The organism is Paraburkholderia steynii (assembly GCF_900100565.1).
Lineage (GTDB): Bacteria > Pseudomonadota > Gammaproteobacteria > Burkholderiales > Burkholderiaceae > Paraburkholderia > Paraburkholderia terrae.
Map to the genome: position 1 here is coordinate 18,776 of NZ_FNDI01000012.1, position 18,281 is coordinate 37,056.

Consider the following 18,281-nt stretch of genomic DNA (forward strand, 5'->3'; position numbering starts at 1 on the left):
AAGGTCAGTGGTTCGCGCCTTCGATCTTGCGAAAGCGTTCCGTCGACTGGCTCGGCTCGAAGTCGTCTAGGTCGAACATCTGGCGAACTTCGATTTCGCCGTCGGCCTGTTCGCCGAACGGCGCGGGAAAGCGCCGCGCCCATTCCATCGCTTCTTCGCGCGATCGCACCTGAATCACGGTGTAGCCGGCGATCAGTGCTTTCGTTTCCGCAAACGGTCCTTCCGTGACGGTGCGCTTGCCGCCCGTATAGCGCACCCGCCAGCCCTTCGCGCTGGGCTGCAGGCCAGATGCGTCGAGTAGCACGCCCGCCTTCTGCAAGGCTTCGTGATACGTCGCCATCGACGCCAACAGTGCTTCGTCCGGCATCTTGCCGGCTTCGCTGTCGGCCGTGGCCTTCACCATGATCATGAATCGCATCGCCGTCTCTCCTCGTGGATGAAGGACGCCCCGTGGCGGCTTCTTATTTCCACGACGAGCGGCGCGCAGTCAGATCGACAACCGGCATCGCCAGGGAAAACCCTTGCGGCTGCGCTGGACGGTTCAACCGGCGGGCGCCGTCAGTACTCGTAGCACGGCGCGACCTTGCGGATTTCGATCGTGCACCACTCGGCGGCGGGGCATTCTTTGGCGAGCGCGAGCGCTTCTTCGTAGGTATCGACGTTCAACAGAAAGAAGCCGCCGACCATTTCCTTCGCTTCGGCAAACGGCCCGTCGATCAGGCGGGTCTGTCCGTCGCGCTTTTCGAGGCGCACACCCTTTTTGACAGGCGACAGCGATTCGGCGGCGATCAGTTGGCCGCGTGACTGCAACCCGGCGCGGTATTTGAGCATGCGGTCGTAGACGGCGCGGCCCGCGATTTCGCCGCGTTCCTCGCGTTGCTCGGTGGGTTCGACGATGAGCAGCATGTAAGACATGGTGACTCCGTGTTCCGGTTGTCGGGCCGCTGCGTTCGGGGGTGCCGTACTTCGTGAGACGGGTGGCGCAGCGACAATGGCAGCAAAGGTTGATTCTGCTGGCGAAGGCAGTCTAGCAAAGTGGCAACGCGGGCGGAAAGGTCTGCTGCGCGAATGGACATTCCACTGAGGGAAATGGCACAACGCTTGCTCAGGAAGGTACATCTTCAATCAGGCAGGAGCATGACATGTTGAAGCGCTATATCGTCCGCGTCGCAATCGCAGCGGCGGCTCTGGTGCCGTTCGTGAGCGGATGCACCGTCGGCGGCGCGGCAGCGGGTGGCTATGTCGGCCATGAGACGACACATAGCACCGTGGGCACGGTGGGCGGCGCCGTCGCGGGTGGGATCATCGGTCACGAGCTGGGCAAGTAACGTCGATTGTTTAAAAGCTTTGAAAAGGCGGCGATTTAATCTCAATCGCCGCCTTAATTTTTGTCAAAAAATGTCACTGCCTGTTTGAATGGATCAATTGCAAATATTTGTCTTTGATTGGGATCAGTATTTTCTTTGTTACACGTCTAGAGTCTGAATAATATTCAATCCATAGCTGGCAAATTCGGATTAATTCTATTACAGCGACGATCGCAACCATTCAAAAAAGTTCACTGACAGTTTTGATTTATGACACACTCTGACGAAATCGCCCATGACGTCTTATCCCTTTATTTCATGGGCTCTACTGAATTACACCGAGCCAGCACCGTTGCTTCCACCGAACACATCACTTCCATTTTTAGATATGGCTCATCTCAAATAAATCACCGATAAACTTCGTTGTCGTATCACAACAATAAAATTTATACCAATAAAAATATCTAAAACCAGTCCGGTTAAAAGACAAATCAAATCAATCTTCTATGGCTTTCCTTTCTCTTCTGGAAATGGACCATTTCCGTTTTAGATATCAATTGATAGTTAGGGTCCCTTTCTATACTTGCGCTTCCCCAAACCGGGCAAGTTAAGTGGTCTTGCTTCGTACAGGACGTGGCATGCATAGCTTGTCCGTTTGTATTCAAGCCTCGTATTGCCCCATGAACTGAAGGAAGCACAGATGAAGAAGATTCTGATCGCGACGGCAGTGGCTGCCTCGTTCGCCTCGGTCGCACACGCACAAAGCAGCGTCACGCTGTACGGCACGCTGGACACGTCGATCTCCTACACGAGCAACGTCAATGGCGGCCACCAGTGGGCAGTCGGCAGCGGCTCCACGGATGAAAACCGCTTCGGCCTGCGCGGCGTCGAAGACCTCGGCGGCGGCCTGAAGACCGTCTTCACGTTGGAAGAAGGCTTCGACACGAACAACGGCGCACAGGCGTCGCAAGGCAAGATGTTCTCGCGTCAGGCGTTCGTCGGCCTGTCGAGCCAGGCTGGCACGGTCACGCTCGGCCGTCAGTACGACGCCATGCAGGACTTCGTGTCGCCGCTGTCCGCAACGGGCAGCTGGGGCGGCGCGAACTTCGCCCACTACGGCAACCTCGATCATCTCAACAAGAACAGCCAGGACGCAGCCAGCAACTCGATCAAGTTCGCGAGCGCCAACTACTCGGGCTTCTCGTTCGGCGGCACCTACTCGTTCTCGAACAGCTCGCAGTTCGCCAACAACCGCGCGTACAGCGTCGGTGCGGGCTACGAAAACGCAGGCCTGCGTGTCGGCGCGGGCTACGCACAGCAGAACAACCCGAATGCCACGTCGGGCGGCGCATACAACAACCTCGATCTGAACAATATCGGTCTGACGGGCGTGTCGTTCCGCCAGCGCCAGTTCGGCGCGGGCGCAACCTACGCGTTCGGCCCGGCGCTGTTCGGCATCGTATGGACGCAAGCTCGCCTCGACAACGTGACGGGCGGCACGGGTTCCGTTCATACCAACAACTACGAAGCCAACGCCACCTACAACCTGACGCCTGCATTGGGTCTGGGCATTGCCTACACGTATTCGAACGGCGCGGCTGAAGATGCGCACTTCCACGCGAACCAGGTCGGCCTGAAGGGCGACTACTCGCTGTCGAAGCGCACGGACGTGTACGTGCAAGGCACGTATCAGGAAACGAGCGCGCCGGCTGGCTCGACGATCAACGCCGTGATCGACAACGGCAGCGCGACGGGCGTTTCGTCGACGCACCGTCAGGGCGTCGCATCCGTTGGTCTGCGTCACCGCTTCTAATCAAACACGAAGCGCGGCGGGTTGATGCGTACGATCGACCCGCCGTAAGCGCTCGGGCCCGCGAGGCGACCACAACGGCCTCACGTTCTTCGGAACGTGAGGCCGTTGCCTATTGAATTGACTGAACTGACGGGATAGCGCCACGAGAACCGTGACGCCTGCTCAAACCATCCGCTTCAACTCTTTCTGCAGACGGTCGAAGTTCTCTTCGTTGGCCTTGACGGCAAACGTCTTCGCCTGCGCGCACACGGCAGGCGTCTCGAAGACCATGCGAAACGTGATGCGCGTCTGTTCGTCGCTCAGCGCATCGAAGGTAGCCGTGACGCGATAGTGCGGCCCCGACACATGATCGAACACGATACGTTCGGGCGCGACGATCTCGACGAATACGCTGTGATTCTTGTAGTCGACGCCATCCGGCCCGTGCATCGCGAAGCGCCAGTTGCCGCCCGGACGCAGATCGAATTCGTGGAAGGAATTCGTGAAGCCCTTCGGCCCCCACCAGTGCGCGAGATGCACCGGCTCCGTCCAGGCTTTGAACACGAGATCGCGCGGAAAATCGAACACGCGCGTCGATACGATTTGCAGATCCGCGATCGGCGGAGTTGCGTCGCCATCCTCGGACATGAGACAGCCTCCTTCGAACAATGCACCGCGTCCGCCCGAAGCCGGGCGGATGAATCAAGCATAACGCATTGTCGAAGCATCGCGCGCCTGCCGTGCGCGCAGCACGGACAGAGAATCGCGGCGAATGAGAGGGGCCGAACGTTCGAACGCCTAACGTCCGATCAATGGTAGCTTGATGCGGCCGTTAGGAACGAAACGCCGCAAAGTCAGACGGCAACGGACTCGGCAGAAGGCTCGATCGGAATCACCCGCCGCGCCGCGGGCGCGCCGCATTCGCGCAACAGATCGCGCAGGTCGTTGATCACCGGGAAGACTTCGTGATTCCAGTCGGCGCCTTGCGCGTCGTGCGCTGCCTGCTCGAGTTCGACGATCCAGCGGTCCTCCTTGAAGATGCGCTCGGTGAACCACACCAGCAGCGGCCACGCGACGTCGAGCAGTGCGCCGATCTTGGGCCGCTTGATAGACAGCAGGCCGAACGTGCGATTGGTGCGTTGCTCGCGGTCGAGCGGCACGTAGCAGATCCACAGGTCCATCACGATCGTTCCGTCGGATGTGCGAATCCGCAGCGTCTGAAACGGATACTGCGTGCGGATCGTCATCACGTCCTTGTGGTCGGCCCTTTCGCTCTTGCGGCTCTGCCCGAACACGAGTGCTTCGCCGATCGGCTGCTGACCCGCTTCACGCGCGAACGTGTAGTCCACTTCGACCCAGTCGTCGCCGCGCCGCCGGCCCAGCGAACGCGCGCGCATCTTGCCCATCTGCTTGCGGTGCAGGAACTGATGGTTCATGTCCATCAGGTTTTCGTGCATGAACGAGTAGTGGCATGCCACTTCGCGGCCGAAGCGCCGCGTCTTGTACGCCTTGTCGGCCACGGAGCCGAGCGGCGGCAGCGGCATCGTCTCGGCGAGCGCGGCGTCGCCCGGAAACACGAAGATCAGCCCTTCGGCTTCGCGGCACGGATACGCGCGCACGCCATTCGGCAGACGCTCACGGCCGAGATACGGCACGTCGATGCATTTACCCGAGCAGTCGTAGGTCCAGCCGTGATAACCGCAGCGGATAGCCTCGCCGTCGACCACGCCACCGCTCAGCGGCACCTGCCGATGCGCGCAGCGATCTTCCAGCGCGATCACCTTGCCCGATTCGGTGCGCGCCAGCACGATCGGCTCGCCGGCAAAGCGTACGGCATGCGTTTTACCGCGCTTCACTTCACGCGACCATGCGAGCGGATACCAGTGATTGGGATGAATATCGACACGGCGCAGATCGCGCACGGCAGCCTTTGGAGGGTTATCGACGGATTTGCTGTCCAACGGAGCGACTACGTGCATGAATGAGGCCTCCTGGCACAACGGTCGGCCGGTCGCCGGGACCGAGCGAGTTTGATAGTTAGAAACCGATGTCCGGTCAGTCTACTAGAAGTCGCACCCGAGAATCATGAGGACTCACCGCAGGTAGGCCCGCCGGTAGGCATTACCGGACGAGCGTCGACGCCCGCCGCTGCGCCAAAAACAAAGGGCGGTGCCGAAGCACCGCCCTTCCATTTTGTTGCAGCCGCAACGCTCAATAAACCCGCAACAACCTCATACGTCGCCGATACACGCGGCAACGACGCTCAACGCGCACTTTGCGTCGCGCCCACGAGACCCGAGCGATGCTGCTTGCCCCACGTCTTGCCACCACGTAGAAATTGCAGCCAGCCGAGCACCGCGCCCGTATGCCGCAGCAACTGGAACGTGAACGGCTCGGCAATCGCGGCAACGACAGCCATCGGCAGGCTCGTGCCGCTCGTCAGCCCCGTCCAGCGGCGGTACAGATGGATACTCCACAGATAGAACGCGAGGTCGATCGCCGTCTTCAGGCCGATCACGCTGAAGATCGACACGACGATCAACCCATGTCCGCCGACCACGAAGCCGAGCAGCAACGCGAACGCGGTCAGGCCGTAGACGGGCTGCATCGTGTCGAACGCCTTCACGGGCAGCATCAGCCGGCCGAGCGTGCCGTATCGCGCGTTGCCCGTCATGTCGCGGTTCCAGTACTGCGTTTGCAGGAAGCCCGCGAACCAGCGGCGGCGCTGACGCAGGAACGCACCAAGCGTTGCAGGCGCTTCCGTCTGCGCGTGCGCGTCGCCGACCACCCGCACGTCCCAGCCGAGGTCGTGATCGATGGAATAGCGCCGCAGCCGGTGAATCAGTTCGTAATCTTCGACGAGGCATTGCGAATCGAAGCCGCCGACGGCCACGAGCGCGTCGCGCCGGAACGACGCAAATGCGCCCGACACCAGCAGCAGGCTGTCGGCCCGCATCCATGCGAAGCGCGCGATGAAGTTACGCATGTATTCGTAAGTCTGGAACCACTGGAACACGCGCCCGCTCGCCGTGCGGTTGCAGACGGGCACGAGAATGCCCGTCGCCGCGACCAGCTTCGGCGACTGCGCGAAGGCCGCTCGCATGGCGAACGTGGCGTCGTCGGCGAGTAACGTGTCGGCGTCCACGGTCATCACGGTGTCCGTCGTCATCACGTCGATCGCGGCGTTTAGCGCCAGCGCCTTGCCGCCGTGCGGCACGCGCAGCCAGTACAGATTCGGATAGCGGCTGCTCGGCGCGCTCAGTATGCCCAACCCGGGCTCCGTCAGACCAAAGCGGCCGGTGAGCAGATCGCGCGTGCCGTCCGTCGAACCGTCGTCGGCGATCACGATCTGCGCCGGGCCGTGCATCTGCCGCAGCAGCGCCGCGAGCGTCACGGGCAGCACGCCTGCCTCGTTGTGCGCGGCGACGATGACACCCAGGGAGGGTAGTTTCCCGCCATCTTTCGACCGGTGCGCAGGCAACGAGCGGCGGATCAGCGGCCAGGTCTTGATGGTGACGAACGCGAGCAGCAGCGTGTCGTACAGCACGTAAGCGATCCCCGTCGACCATGCGAGCGCGCCATGCAGAAAGAACGCGCGCGCGAACAGCAGCAGCCACAAGGCGGTCACGCTGCCGTGAATCACGGCGCTCTGCCAGGTGCCCTTGCGCGGGTTGATGCGCGGCGACGCGGCGGCGAGCGCTTCGCGCAGCGACGGCCTTGGACGCTCGCCCGCTACCACCGTGGGCTCGTCGGACAGGCTGTGGTTCGTCAGCGTCGCGTCTTCGATGACATCGATATCCATCACGGCACCATCCGCTTGATGACGGAATGACGGTCGAACAGCTCATGCTTGAGCGCGCCGCCGATATGCATCGCCAGCAAGGCGTACAGCGCATAGCCGAGGTACGTGTGCAGCGCGCCGAATCTGTCGTGCAGCGGCTCTTTCACGGCGGGATCGAGATTCATGATGAAGCCGATGCGGGGAAACGGGATCACGCCGAACAGATGCATCGGATGCGTTGCAGCCGCCTTCCATGCGGAGTCGTGCATCCAGCCCGACAGCGGCAGCGCGATCATCACGAAATACAGCAGGAAATGCGCGACGTGCGCGGCCATCCGCTCCCACGACGGAAATTCGCGCGGCAACGGCGGCGGCCGGTGCGACGCGCGCCACAGCAGCCGCAGCAGCGCGAGGCCGAGCACCGTGATGCCGATCGACTTGTGCGTGTCGATGACGGGGCGCACCCAGTCGTCCGGCAGCGCATCGGCGGAAAGGCCCAGCACCACGTTCACGATGATGAGCACGGCAATCAGCCAATGCAGGATCATCGCGGTGCGTGTGTAGCGGGACGCGTGCGCCGGCGTGGAAAGCGTCTCGATGCCGTCGCGCGAGGCCGTGCGGGAAGTTGTCGAAGTGTTCATGAGCCGTTCTGGTTGGAAATCGGTAGGGACGGCGAAAGCGATGTGCAAGCCGGCGGATCTTCGTCGTGCAAGCGGCGCACCGCAATCGTCATATCAACAGAACGCCCCATCCGGTCGCTTTATTCCTTCAACGTGCGAGTCGCGGGTTTCCGTCGTATTTCCGTTTGTTTCGCGCGCCCGCCGACAGTTCATCGGACTGGCCGGACAAGCGAGGCGCCCTTCACGCGAACTGATCGATTCCCTGCACCAGCCGTTTCGCAAAGCGCGGTTCGCGCAGCTGGTCGAGCCACCATTTCAGCGCCCGGCCTTCCTGATCGCCGCGCCACGCGACGTACAGCACATTCGGTTCGCGCGGATCGGCGGTTTCCTTCTCGACGAGTTCGCCGCGCTTGAGCAGCGACGCCACGCGTTGGCGCGGCAACCAGCCGACGCCGAGCCCATCGCGCTGCGCAAGGATTTTCGCACGCATGCTGGGCACCGCGAGCGAAGTCTGCCCGCCGAGCAGGCCATACGCGCGGCCGCTCACGCGCGACGAATCCGCGACGACGATGCCGCGCTGCTTCGCGATCTGTTCGCGCCTGAGCGGTTCCTTGATGCTCGCGAGCGAATGCCGCGGCGACACGGCGAACACCCAGTCGACCACGCCCAGCTCGAACCAGCGCAGGCCGGGAATGGCGGGCGGCTCATTGGTCGCGCCGACGATCACGTCGGCGCGGCCGTCGCGCAGCGCCTCCCAGGTGCCGCTGAGCACTTCCGTGGTCAGACGCAGCTTGACGCCCGATTGCAGCGCATCGAACGCGTGGACTACGGGCATGAAGGTCTCGAACTCCATGAGTTCGTCGGTGACGATCCACAGCCGGTCTTCCCAGCCGCTCGCGATCTGCCGCACGCGTTGTGTCATGCGCGACACGTCCTGCATCAGGCGCGCGGCCTCTTCGGCGAGCAGCTGGCCGGCGGGCGTCAGTTGCAGCCGATAGCGGCGGCGGTCGAACAGCAGCGCATCGAAGCGCGTTTCGAGCTGGCGCGCCGCGTGCGACACCGTCGACGGAGCCTTGCCGAGCCGCGCCGCGGCGCGCGACAAGCTGCCGCTTTCACGAATCGCTTCGAGCAGCGCAAGCTCTTCATCCGTCAACATGTGCGAACCTGTCGAATGAGATCAACGGGAAAATCGTACGGCAAAACCCGAATGGCGGTCCATCATAGGGTCTTCTGGCGATGTCTTGCCGCGCGGCTGGCATCGCAGCGGCGCAGCGCATATCGCGCGGGCTGGGAACGCGGGATAGAAGGAGCAGCGAAATGGGATTGTTAGTCGACGGTCAATGGCAGGACAAATGGTACGACACGGCGTCGACGGGCGGCCGCTTCGTGCGTACGGACGCCATCTTCCGCAACTGGGTCACACCCGACGGCGAAGCCGGCCCGAGCGGCAACGACGGCTTCGAAGCGGAAGCGGGACGTTATCACCTGTATGTGAGCCTTGCGTGTCCGTGGGCGCATCGCACGCTGATCGTGCGTGCGCTGAAGGGCCTCGAAGACATGATCAGTGTCTCGGTCGTGCATTGGCTGATGCTCGGCGACGGCTGGACCTTCGCCGACGGCCCGGGCGTCGTGCCCGACACGCTGAATCACGCGAAGTATCTGCGCGACGTCTACGTCGCCGCGGACAAGCACTACACAGGCCGCGTAACCGTGCCGATTTTGTGGGACAAGCATCAACGGACGATCGTCAGCAACGAGTCGTCGGAAATCATCCGCATGCTGAACTCGGCGTTCGACGAACTCGGCGCTGAGCCGGGCGACTTCTACCCACCGCCGCTGCGCGCCGAGATCGACGCGATCAACGCGCGCGTCTACGACACGGCGAACAACGGCGTCTACAAGTCGGGCTTCGCGACCACACAGTCGGCGTACGAAGAGGCCGTCGCGCCGCTATTCGAGACGCTGGACTGGCTCGAGCAGAAACTGTCGACGCAGCGATTCCTGACGGGCAACCGGCTGACGGAAGCGGACATTCGGCTCTTCACGACGCTGATCCGTTTCGACGCCGTGTACTTCGGCCACTTCAAGTGCAACCTGCGGCGCATCGCGGATTATCCGAATCTGTCGGCTTATACGCGCGACATCTACCAGCACCCGGGCGTAGCCGGCACGGTGAACTTCGAGCATATCAAGCGCCATTACTACGAGAGCCACGGCTCGGTGAACCCGACGGGCATCGTACCGCTCGGCCCGGTGCAGGATTTCAGTGCGCCGCACGATCGCAAGCGGTTTGTGTGAAGCCGTTGCGCTAGACTGTCCAGCGACTTTAGCCAACAGTGCAGGAGACGCTCATGCTACGCAAGACACGCACCGCATCCCAGCTACAGGACGAGGTGAGACGCCGCATCGAGCGCGCGCCGGAGGTGGTCGAAGACGGCGTAAAGATCCGCGTGCCGCGTCCGCAGATGCAGGAACCCGACGCAAGCGGCTGCAACTGGACGATGAAAAATTTCGGCAATGCAATTGGCTTCGACCGCACCGTGGACGAAGCGCTCAAGGCGGTGCAGAAGGAATACAACCTGTCGGAAGACACGAAAGATCTGAGCAGCCTGTTCGGCGACCCGAAAGGCTAAGGCGATTGCCGAAGAAATCCCGACAACCTACACACAGTTTGCCACCTGGGCGGCACAAACCGTTCGCTGACGCCGGCGCTTGTGCGGGTGTCTGAAGCGGGGGAGGCATCTGTTCAAAGCGTTGGCAACGGGCATGAACTGATATGTTGCCGCACGAAGGACGGGGCCGTAGGGGGCCCGTGGGCAAGAACAAGAATTAGCGGTGTGAGCCGCTTTCTTTTGCCTACTTTTCTTTGCGGCGGCAAAGAAAAGTAGGTGCCGCCCCGCACAGGGGCGACGCTTGAAGCAAGCTAACGAAACGCGGATGCCAGCGCAAAAGCAGAAACACCGCTAATCACGCCACAGTGGCAAAAGCCTCCTCAATCTGAGCGGCATCGGTGGGCCGCACCACCCGCGCCACTTCAACGCCATCACGCACAAAGATCAGCGTTGGCCACAGCTTAACCTTGAACGAACGCCCGAGCGCCCGCCCGGGCCCGTCCTCGATCTTGAGATGCCGAGTCCCCGGATGCTGGGCAAGGGCCTTACCGATCACAGGCTGCGCACCCTGACAATACCCGCACCAGTCGGTGCCGAATTCGACGACAGTCACACCTGCCATCGCATCAACATCCGCGCGCGTCGGCGCGACCTTCGAGTATTGATTCGCGTTAGTCATAAGCCTCCATGCGCCGGACAACGCAGCGCGTCACACGGCGCGTCACACGCCATGTTGCCCGTAGTCGAAGAACCCTGCCGACGGCTTGCCGTCACTTCGCCGCAGCCTGCCGCCGCGCGCGAACAGCCTGCGCAAGCGTATGCAGCACAGGCTCAGTCTGAGCCCACCCGATACAAGCATCAGTAATCGACACCCCACGAGCAAGCGGCACACCCGGCTTGAGATCCTGCCGCCCGGCTTCGAGATGGCTCTCGATCATCACCCCAACGATCCGCTTATCCCCGCCCGTCAACTGGTTAGCCAGATCCTGAGCGACTTCAATCTGCCGCTCATGCGACTTGTTGGAATTAGCATGCGAGCAATCGACCATCACCTGTTCCCGCAACCCCAACTTACGCAGCGCGGCACAAGCCTCCTCGACACCCGCAGCATCATAATTCGGCCCCTTCTTGCCGCCACGCAAGATCACATGCGCGTCATCGTTGCCACGCGTCTCGAAGATCGCAGCCATGCCCATCTTGGTCATACCCATGAACGCATGGCTCGCGGCCGCAGCGACAATCGCATCAGCGGCAATCTGCACGCCGCCATCAGTGCCGTTCTTGAACCCGATCGGGCACGACAGGCCAGAAGCTAGCTGCCGATGGCTCTGACTTTCAGTCGTACGCGCGCCAATCGCGCCCCAGGCGATCAGATCGGCAATGTACTGCGGGCTCAGCAGATCAAGAAACTCAGTGCCCGTCGGCAGACCAAGCCCGCTGATCTCGAGCAGCAGTTCGCGCGCCCGACGCAGCCCTTCGTTGATCCGGAAGCTGCCGTCCAGACGCGGATCATTGATATAGCCTTTCCAGCCAACCGTCGTACGCGGCTTCTCGAAGTACACACGCATGACGATCATCAGATCATCGCGCAACGAATCGGCGGCGACTTTCAGCTTGTGCGCGTATTCCATCGCCTGATCGTGGTCGTGAATCGAGCACGGACCGACGACGACGACCAGCCGGTCGTCACGATCATGCAGGATATCGGCGATTTCGACGCGGCTCTGTTCAACCAGCGTCTGCACGCCGGGCGGACACGGCAGTTCGTCGAGCAGCAGCGCCGGCGAGATCAGCGGACGCACCGCGCCGATGCGCGTGTCGTCGATGCGCGTGATGTCCTGGGTGGAATCGGCGACGCCGGCTTCCTGGTCGCGTGTGGGGTTGTCGATGCGGCTCACTTTATTCTCCAGCTCTGCATTTTGGGGCGAATGTGGATTATCTCACTCGCCGCGCGGGAGACGCAGCCGGCCTCCCGCGCGGGCTTCAGCCGCCGTTCATCAGCTGGATCAGATAAGGCTTCCACACTTCGGGGTGCGCGAGCGTCTGGTGTCCGTACGATTGCGCCGTCTCTGGCATCTCGACATAGCGCCCTTGCGGCACCTTGTCGATCAGCCGCTGCATCACGTTCAGATCGGTGGCATTGATCAGATCGTCGGCGAAATTGACGGCGAACAGGCGGCCGCGAATCGCGCCGAGATCCGGCTCCGGGTTGTAATCCCACGACGACTCGAACCAGTACAGCACGTCGTTGGGATCGGTCTTCGCCGCATCCGCGACGATCGATTCCGTCATGCGCGTCGCGGCCGCACGGTCGGGCGCCTGTTCCTGCATGCGTGCCGCGTTGCCCGTAATCAGCGTGAAGACGGGCATCACGCGCGTCCATTGCGTCGGCGGCGTGGTGTAGCTGCCGTCCTGCCAGCCCGGATCGCTGCGGATCGCGCCGACGATCATCTGCCGCCACAGCCAGTTGCGGCCCGCCATCGCGATCGGCTGGCTGGCGATGGGCATCAGCGCGTCGGCCATGCCCGGATAGCGCTCGCCCCACATCCACGTCTGCATGCCGCCCATCGATGTGCCGAGCACGAGCTTCAGATGCCGCACCTTCAGCCCTTCGACCAGCAGCCTGTGATTCGCTTCGACGACATCGCCATAGCCGTAGTGCGGAAACTTCGTGCGCAAGCCGTCACTCGGTTTGGACGAGCCGCCACGCCCGAGGCCGTCGGGAATCACGATGAAGTAGCGCTGCGTGTCGAGTGGCTCGCCGGCGGCGAACAGTTCCTTGCGCATCAGCGGTGTGAGAAACGCCTTGCCCGTACCCGTCGTGCCATGCAGCAACAGCACGGCATTCGTGATCTCGCCGTGCGCGTCGCGCTGCGGCGTGCCGAGCGTCACGTAGTGGATGCGCAGCTCGGGAAAGATCGTGCCGTCGGAGAAATGGAAGTCATGCGCGATGAAGTCGGCGGCATGTTCGGTGGGATCGGTGGAAGCGTCGGCGGCGTGGGCAGCAGACAAGGTCTGCGCGAATGCGAAAGCCGTCAGTAATGCAAGACGAGTGAGAATCGAACGAAACACTGTTGGTCTCCGTCAACGTGTACGCGATGGGTTGCGATCGTACACGATGACGGAAACGCGCGTGCGGGCGTGCCCCGCGAACCTCAGAGCGCGTCGTAGCGCGCCTTGATTCTCTCGAACATCGTCCAGAACGACGCGGGCGCGGTGCCGTTCAGGCGCTCGCGCAGCACGTCGAGATGGCTGTGCCAGCCGGGACCGACATCCAGTTGCTCGTCGCGGCCTGACAGGTTGCGATGCGTGAGCACGAGCTTCACCTGATCGCCCGCCTCCGACAGCTCGAAGGTCACTTCCGACAGATTGTCCTGAATGCTGCCCCATGTGAACGCGAGCACATGCGGCGGCTCGAAGCGCAACAGCCGGTGCAGCGAATCATGCCCGCCCGCGTATTGCCGATACGGCTCGGGCGGAACCTCAGGCGACGCCGACAACAGCGAGTGATCGAAACGCATCATGAAGTCGCCGCCGGGCTGCGGCGGCATCGCGCCGGATGCCAGCCACTGGCTGCGTTTGTCGGACTCGGTCAGATACGCCCACACGCGCTCGATCGGGCCAGGCAGCAGACGTTCGAAGCGCACGACCTGCGTGTCGTCGAAAACGCCGAGTGGTTCGTTCTGGTTCATCGTGTATCCCCCTTGGAATTGCGCAGCAGGCCTTCGAGCGCGTCGAGCCGGCTGCTCCAGAAGTGTTCGTAGAAACGCAGCCACGCGTCGGCGGCGGCGAGCGGAGCCGGGTCGATCCGGCAGATATGCGAGCGCCCTTGCACCCGGCGCTGGATCAGCCCCGCACCTTCGAGCACCTTGACGTGCTTCGACGCCGCCGCGAACGACATCGCGAACGGCGCAGCCAGTTCGCCGATGCTGCGTTCGCCGGCGGCGAGCTGCGCAAGCATCGCGCGCCGGGTGGGGTCGGACAGCGCGCGAAACACGCCGTCGAGAGCGGACTCGTTCATCGGTCCGAGTATAGGCAGGGTCTCGACGTTATTCAACCATTCAGTTGAATATTATTTGCCTCGCATCAATGCGCGAATCGCCGCGCCGAGTTCGGCAACGAGCCGGTCGGCCTTCTCGGGACGCACGCCCGCGTAGCCGAGCATGAAACCGTTGTAGCGTTCCGCGTCCTCACCTTGATGGCAGTACGTGCTCAACGGCGAAACCGACATGCCTTGCTCGCGCAACGCGCCGCTGACATCACGATCTTGCAGCGGCGCATCAAGGCGCATCGTCAGATGCATGCCGCTGCCATCGGATGAAACGGTCACGAGATCGCGCATGTGCGTATAAATCGCGCTCACCATCGCTTCGCGCCGCTGCTGGTAGATGCGGCGCATGCGTCGCAAATGGCGCGCGTACTTGCCGCTTTCGATGAAATCCGCCAGCGCGACCTGATCCGCAACGCGCCCTTGCCGCGACATCTCGCCGATCACGCCGCCGATCTCCGGCGCGAGGCTCGCCGGCACGATCATGAAACCGATGCGCAGCGCCGGAAACATCGTCTTGCTGAAGGTGCCGAGATAGACGACGGGCGCCGCGTCGCGCAGACCCTGAACCGACGGCAGCGGCGGACCGCTGTGGCGAAGCTCGCTGTCGTAGTCGTCCTCGATGATCCATGCGCCGCGCTCGACGATGTTGTCGATGATCGACCAGCGCCGCTCCAGGCTCAGCACGCTGCCAAGCGGATATTGATGCGACGGCGTGATGTAGACGAGGCGCGGCGGCGTGCGCTGCCAGTGTGCGTCCGTGGGCGCGAGTCCGGCGGCGTCGACGGGAATCGGGACGATGTTCAGGCCCGCTGCCTGGAAGGCGATCCGCGCGCCCTGATAGCCGGGGTTTTCGAGCCATGCGGTATCGCCGGGATCGGCGAGCATGCGCGCGCACAGGTCGAGGCTCGTATGCGTGCCCGATGTGATGAACACCTGATCGGCCGTGCAGCGCACGCCGCGAGACACGCGCACATATTCGGCCACCGCGCGCCGCAGCGACGGATGACCCGCGTGATAGCCGTAACCGAGATCGCGCGCATCGACGGATCGCCATGCGCGCTCCATCGACGCGCGCCATTGCGCGACGGGAAATTCATCGAGCGCGGGTACGCCCGCCTGAAACGGCGAACGCATGCCGCGCGCGGCGCGATCGTGCGGCAGACTGGCGACGCGCCGCGACAGGCGGCTGACAGGCGCGACGTTGGCCTCTTCTGCGCTCGCCGAAGGCAGCGCGACGCAACTGACGATCGACCCGTGACGGCTCGCCGCGATGAAGCCTTCTTCAGCAAGCCGTTCGTATGCGTACAGCACCGAGTTGCGCGCGATGCCGAGTTGCTCGGCGAGCGCGCGTGTCGGCACGAGCTGGCTGCCGTGGCGAATGTCGCCGTTCAGGATGGCGTGACGCAGGCTTTCGTAAAGCAGCGTTTGCTGCGTGAGCCTGCGGCCCGCCGCCTGGCTCGCGAAGCGCGACATCAGCAGCCCGTAGTCCAATTGCGTGGCTCCAGATTTTGCATTCGAGGTGGAGCTAACAATAGTGCCACAGAAACCCTATGCTTCGTCCATACCCGTCGATATAGGAAAGGAGCGCTACTCGTGACGCAAGCTGTGAAGATCCGCCCTGTCGTTCCCGCCGACTACGAAGCATGGCTGCCGTTGTGGGACGGCTATAACCGTTTCTACGGCCGCTTCGACGCAACAGCGCTGCCGCGCGAAATCACGCAACTGACGTGGGCGCGCTTCTTCGACGGACTGGAGCCGATGCATGCGATGGTGGCCGAGCGCGCCGACGGCACGCTAAGCGGCCTCGTGCATTATCTGTATCACCGCAGCACGCTGATGGCGGGACCGACGTGCTATCTGCACGATCTGTTCACGCTCGAATCCGAGCGCGGCAAGGGCGTGGGCCGCGCGTTGATCGAAGCCGTCTACACGGCAGCAAAGGCCGCGCGCGCCGAACGCGTGTACTGGCTCACGCACGAGTCGAATCAAACGGCCATGCAGCTTTACGACAAGATCGCGGACCTGTCGGGCTTCGTCGTGTATCGGAAGCCGCTTTAAGCGAGGTCCTTGACGAGCGAGCGGCGCACGTCGTCCACAATCGGCTGCAAGTCGACGGGATAGCCCGGGTGATCGCAGCCGATAAGCAACGCCGCGCCGTCACGCAGTCGCGATTTCATCGAAGGCGTCAGTTCGAAGCGAACGAAATGCACGGCTGAGGTCTTCTCGTTGTTCTCGCGTTCGAGGTCTTCGTCGGAGATCGCGTAGACGGACTCTTCGCCGTCCACCCGCATGAATACGCTGTCTTCGATACCAATCAACCGCGCGAGCGCCGCGCGTCGCTCGACTTCGTTTTCGTACTCGATCTGCAGCGTCGCCTTAAAGTTGCTGCCGTTGGGCACGAGCGGCAGATACGCTTCGAGTTCACCCTGAATGCCGTCTTCGTCGAAGATCTTTTCGATGTGCAGCATCTCCTGGATCTGGTAGCGGATCGTCAGTTCGTCTTCGAACAGGAACGTCAGGTGATTGCCCAACCGGACGATACGGCTTTTCTTGTGCTCGATGATCCGCTCGCGCATCGTCTTGCGCTGCTTCGCATAGTTTTCGAGCGACAACAGGGAGTTCCTCGCGATGCTCATCGTTATCCTCGCAAATTGAAGATCAAAGGCCGTATGCCTTGCGCAGCAACGTCAACGGATGCGCGAGCGGCGTCTTCGGCAAACTGTTCTCGTCGAAACCCTGTTCGATGTGATGACCGGCAAGCTGGCAATCGGATGAGATGTAATCGGGCTGAGGCTGCGCCATCGCCTTGAAGACGGGCGTGCCGATCTTCATCGCCATCGCGTGAAATTCCTTCTTCACGCCGAACGTGCCTGCGTGACCGGAACAACGCTCGACGACCGTCACCTGCGTATCCGGCACGAGCGCGAACGTCTCCGACGTCTTGCGTCCGATGTTCTGCACGCGCGCATGACACGGCACGTGATACGACACCTTGCCAAGCGGCGTGTTGAAGTCGGTCTTCAGCAGACCATCACGATGGCGCGCCATGAAGTATTCGAATGGGTCCCAGAACGCTTCACTGACGGCGCGCACGTCCAGGTCGTCTGGAAACATGAGCGGCAGCTCATGCTTGTACATCAGCACGCAACTCGGAATCGCGCCGATGATCGCGTAGCCGTCGCGCGCATAGCGCGCGAGCACGGGCATGTTCTTCTCTTTCTTCGCCGCGACACCTTGCAGGTTGCCTTGCTCCAGCAACGGCATGCCGCAGCACGCCTCGCTCGATACCAGTTCGTAGGGAATGTCGTTGTGCGCAAGCACAGCCAGGAGATCGTGACCGATGCCCGGCTCGTTGAAATTCACGTAGCAGGTGGCGTAGATCGCGACCTTGCCGGGCGTACGCTCGCCGTCCCTGGTCTGCACCTGCGGCGATTTCTTCGCGGCGCTGCGAAACTTGCGCGTGGCGAAGTCGGGCAGCCAGGCGTCCTTGTCGACGCCGAGCGCCTTTTCCATCATGCCGCGCGCAGCGTGCGTGTGGTTCACCGCGTTGACCGTCTGCGTAACGATGGGAATGCCGGCGAACGTGCCGAGCGCATCGGTGTTCGACAGGAACTTGTCGCGCAACGGTACGTCTCCGCGCTTGAAGGCGGCAGCCTTCGCGCGCAGCATCAGGTGCGGAAAATCGACGTTCCATTGGTGCGGCGGCACGTAGGGGCATTTCGTCATGTAGCACAGGTCGCACAGATAGCATTGATCGACGACCGCGCCGAACTTCTTCTTGTCGACTTCGTGCGCCTCGCCTGTATCCGTTTCGTCGACGAGGTCGAACAGTGCGGGAAATGCGCCGCATAGCGACACGCATCGGCGACAGCCGGCGCAGATGTCGAACACGCGCGTCAATTCCTGATCGATCGCGTCCGGATCGTAGAACGCGTCCGATTGCCAGTCGAGCGGATGGCGAATGGGCGCTTCGAGACTGCCTTCCTTGTGAGGCATGGCGTGCGTCTCCTGTCGATCAGTGTTGGCGCTTTAGCGCCTACTCTGGTCCCATGCATGGCGGGCAGGCTTACTCCCATCCCATGCAATGCTGTGGGGGTTTTTTATGCGCTTCTTTCTCA

General features: G+C 62.4%; 20 protein-coding genes. 5 read left to right on the forward strand and 15 right to left on the reverse strand.

Features of this window, described 5'->3' with window-relative positions:
- Positions 1–4: 4 nt before the first annotated feature.
- Both BLT65_RS21560 and BLT65_RS21565 read right to left on the reverse strand, forming a co-directional pair.
- Positions 5–418 (reverse strand): YciI family protein, encoded by a 414-nt coding sequence (locus BLT65_RS21560; RefSeq protein WP_091780722.1) that lies wholly within the window; start codon positions 416–418, stop codon positions 5–7.
- Between the two features lie 140 nt (positions 419–558).
- The gene (locus tag BLT65_RS21565; protein WP_091780725.1) at positions 559–915 is read right to left on the reverse strand and encodes a YciI family protein; all 357 of its coding nucleotides are present in this window, start codon (positions 913–915) and stop codon (positions 559–561) included.
- 227 nt (positions 916–1,142) lie between these two features.
- On the opposite strand from BLT65_RS21565, the gene BLT65_RS21570 reads away from it, so the two are divergent.
- On the forward strand, positions 1,143–1,328 hold the full coding sequence (locus tag BLT65_RS21570) for a glycine zipper 2TM domain-containing protein (RefSeq protein WP_042304357.1): 186 nt from the start codon (positions 1,143–1,145) through the stop codon (positions 1,326–1,328).
- A gap of 679 nt (positions 1,329–2,007) precedes the next feature.
- Complete coding sequence (locus BLT65_RS21575; RefSeq protein ID WP_091780728.1) at positions 2,008–3,120, forward strand: porin; 1,113 nt, start codon at positions 2,008–2,010, stop codon at positions 3,118–3,120.
- A gap of 162 nt (positions 3,121–3,282) precedes the next feature.
- Here BLT65_RS21575 and BLT65_RS21580 read toward each other — a convergent pair whose 3' ends face one another.
- From BLT65_RS21580 to BLT65_RS21600, 5 genes are all read right to left on the reverse strand, one after another.
- Positions 3,283–3,747 (reverse strand): SRPBCC family protein, encoded by a 465-nt coding sequence (locus tag BLT65_RS21580; protein ID WP_042304358.1) that lies wholly within the window; start codon positions 3,745–3,747, stop codon positions 3,283–3,285.
- A gap of 206 nt (positions 3,748–3,953) precedes the next feature.
- The gene (locus tag BLT65_RS21585) at positions 3,954–5,078 is read right to left on the reverse strand and encodes an aromatic ring-hydroxylating oxygenase subunit alpha (RefSeq protein WP_042304503.1); all 1,125 of its coding nucleotides are present in this window, start codon (positions 5,076–5,078) and stop codon (positions 3,954–3,956) included.
- Between the two features lie 284 nt (positions 5,079–5,362).
- Positions 5,363–6,901 carry a glycosyltransferase family 2 protein gene (locus BLT65_RS21590; RefSeq protein ID WP_091780731.1) on the reverse strand — a complete coding sequence of 513 codons (1,539 nt, stop codon included), beginning with the start codon at positions 6,899–6,901 and terminating at the stop codon, positions 5,363–5,365.
- Positions 6,901–7,521, reverse strand: coding sequence for a cytochrome b (locus BLT65_RS21595; protein WP_091780734.1), 621 nt, complete (start codon positions 7,519–7,521; stop codon positions 6,901–6,903). Before BLT65_RS21595 ends, BLT65_RS21590 begins: the two co-directional genes overlap by 1 nt.
- A gap of 220 nt (positions 7,522–7,741) precedes the next feature.
- Positions 7,742–8,656, reverse strand: coding sequence for a LysR family transcriptional regulator (locus BLT65_RS21600; RefSeq protein WP_091780736.1), 915 nt, complete (start codon positions 8,654–8,656; stop codon positions 7,742–7,744).
- A gap of 161 nt (positions 8,657–8,817) precedes the next feature.
- On the opposite strand from BLT65_RS21600, the gene BLT65_RS21605 reads away from it, so the two are divergent.
- On the forward strand, positions 8,818–9,798 hold the full coding sequence (locus tag BLT65_RS21605; RefSeq protein ID WP_091780739.1) for a glutathione S-transferase family protein: 981 nt from the start codon (positions 8,818–8,820) through the stop codon (positions 9,796–9,798).
- Between the two features lie 53 nt (positions 9,799–9,851).
- Positions 9,852–10,133 carry a hypothetical protein gene (locus BLT65_RS21610; protein ID WP_091780742.1) on the forward strand — a complete coding sequence of 94 codons (282 nt, stop codon included), beginning with the start codon at positions 9,852–9,854 and terminating at the stop codon, positions 10,131–10,133.
- 334 nt (positions 10,134–10,467) lie between these two features.
- Here the strand turns inward: BLT65_RS21610 and BLT65_RS21615 are convergent, their stop codons facing one another.
- From BLT65_RS21615 to pdxR, 6 genes are all read right to left on the reverse strand, one after another.
- On the reverse strand, positions 10,468–10,791 hold the full coding sequence (locus tag BLT65_RS21615) for a thioredoxin family protein (RefSeq protein ID WP_091780745.1): 324 nt from the start codon (positions 10,789–10,791) through the stop codon (positions 10,468–10,470).
- A gap of 91 nt (positions 10,792–10,882) precedes the next feature.
- On the reverse strand, positions 10,883–12,010 hold the full coding sequence (locus BLT65_RS21620; protein WP_091780748.1) for a 3-deoxy-7-phosphoheptulonate synthase: 1,128 nt from the start codon (positions 12,008–12,010) through the stop codon (positions 10,883–10,885).
- A gap of 85 nt (positions 12,011–12,095) precedes the next feature.
- Positions 12,096–13,184, reverse strand: a complete 1,089-nt coding sequence (locus BLT65_RS21625; protein ID WP_091780751.1) for an alpha/beta fold hydrolase — start codon at positions 13,182–13,184, stop codon at positions 12,096–12,098.
- Positions 13,185–13,267: 83 nt separating this feature from the next.
- Positions 13,268–13,804 (reverse strand): SRPBCC family protein, encoded by a 537-nt coding sequence (locus BLT65_RS21630; protein WP_042304365.1) that lies wholly within the window; start codon positions 13,802–13,804, stop codon positions 13,268–13,270.
- The gene (locus BLT65_RS21635; protein ID WP_091780754.1) at positions 13,801–14,133 is read right to left on the reverse strand and encodes an ArsR/SmtB family transcription factor; all 333 of its coding nucleotides are present in this window, start codon (positions 14,131–14,133) and stop codon (positions 13,801–13,803) included. The genes BLT65_RS21630 and BLT65_RS21635 overlap by 4 nt, the downstream gene beginning before the upstream one ends.
- Before the next feature lie 51 nt (positions 14,134–14,184).
- On the reverse strand, positions 14,185–15,654 hold the full coding sequence (pdxR, locus tag BLT65_RS21640) for a MocR-like pyridoxine biosynthesis transcription factor PdxR (protein ID WP_091780757.1): 1,470 nt from the start codon (positions 15,652–15,654) through the stop codon (positions 14,185–14,187).
- 102 nt (positions 15,655–15,756) lie between these two features.
- Here pdxR and BLT65_RS21645 point away from each other — a divergent pair, with 102 nt between their 5' ends.
- Positions 15,757–16,221, forward strand: a complete 465-nt coding sequence (locus BLT65_RS21645; RefSeq protein WP_042304368.1) for a GNAT family N-acetyltransferase — start codon at positions 15,757–15,759, stop codon at positions 16,219–16,221.
- Here the strand turns inward: BLT65_RS21645 and BLT65_RS21650 are convergent.
- On the reverse strand, positions 16,218–16,799 hold the full coding sequence (locus tag BLT65_RS21650; protein WP_091780759.1) for a DUF3501 family protein: 582 nt from the start codon (positions 16,797–16,799) through the stop codon (positions 16,218–16,220). The two genes, BLT65_RS21645 and BLT65_RS21650, sit on opposite strands and share 4 nt — an antisense overlap.
- A gap of 22 nt (positions 16,800–16,821) precedes the next feature.
- Positions 16,822–18,159 (reverse strand): heterodisulfide reductase-related iron-sulfur binding cluster, encoded by a 1,338-nt coding sequence (locus BLT65_RS21655; protein ID WP_091780762.1) that lies wholly within the window; start codon positions 18,157–18,159, stop codon positions 16,822–16,824.
- Positions 18,160–18,281: the final 122 nt, after the last annotated feature.

Bases quoted from the DNA above. Each gene is read 5' to 3' on its own strand.
- BLT65_RS21650 (WP_091780759.1), bottom strand. From the start codon at position 16,799: ATGAGCATCGCGAGGAACTCCCTGTTGTCGCTCGAAAACTATGCGAAG.
- BLT65_RS21610 (WP_091780742.1), top strand. From the start codon at position 9,852: ATGCTACGCAAGACACGCACCGCATCCCAGCTACAGGACGAGGTGAGA.
- BLT65_RS21615 (WP_091780745.1), bottom strand. From the start codon at position 10,791: ATGACTAACGCGAATCAATACTCGAAGGTCGCGCCGACGCGCGCGGAT.
- BLT65_RS21605 (WP_091780739.1), top strand. From the start codon at position 8,818: ATGGGATTGTTAGTCGACGGTCAATGGCAGGACAAATGGTACGACACG.
- BLT65_RS21655 (WP_091780762.1), bottom strand. From the start codon at position 18,159: ATGCCTCACAAGGAAGGCAGTCTCGAAGCGCCCATTCGCCATCCGCTC.
- BLT65_RS21595 (WP_091780734.1), bottom strand. From the start codon at position 7,521: ATGAACACTTCGACAACTTCCCGCACGGCCTCGCGCGACGGCATCGAG.
- BLT65_RS21560 (WP_091780722.1), bottom strand. From the start codon at position 418: ATGCGATTCATGATCATGGTGAAGGCCACGGCCGACAGCGAAGCCGGC.
- BLT65_RS21600 (WP_091780736.1), bottom strand. From the start codon at position 8,656: ATGTTGACGGATGAAGAGCTTGCGCTGCTCGAAGCGATTCGTGAAAGC.
- BLT65_RS21585 (WP_042304503.1), bottom strand. From the start codon at position 5,078: ATGCACGTAGTCGCTCCGTTGGACAGCAAATCCGTCGATAACCCTCCA.
- BLT65_RS21590 (WP_091780731.1), bottom strand. From the start codon at position 6,901: ATGGATATCGATGTCATCGAAGACGCGACGCTGACGAACCACAGCCTG.
- BLT65_RS21635 (WP_091780754.1), bottom strand. From the start codon at position 14,133: ATGAACGAGTCCGCTCTCGACGGCGTGTTTCGCGCGCTGTCCGACCCC.
- BLT65_RS21575 (WP_091780728.1), top strand. From the start codon at position 2,008: ATGAAGAAGATTCTGATCGCGACGGCAGTGGCTGCCTCGTTCGCCTCG.
- BLT65_RS21565 (WP_091780725.1), bottom strand. From the start codon at position 915: ATGTCTTACATGCTGCTCATCGTCGAACCCACCGAGCAACGCGAGGAA.
- BLT65_RS21630 (WP_042304365.1), bottom strand. From the start codon at position 13,804: ATGAACCAGAACGAACCACTCGGCGTTTTCGACGACACGCAGGTCGTG.
- BLT65_RS21570 (WP_042304357.1), top strand. From the start codon at position 1,143: ATGTTGAAGCGCTATATCGTCCGCGTCGCAATCGCAGCGGCGGCTCTG.
- BLT65_RS21580 (WP_042304358.1), bottom strand. From the start codon at position 3,747: ATGTCCGAGGATGGCGACGCAACTCCGCCGATCGCGGATCTGCAAATC.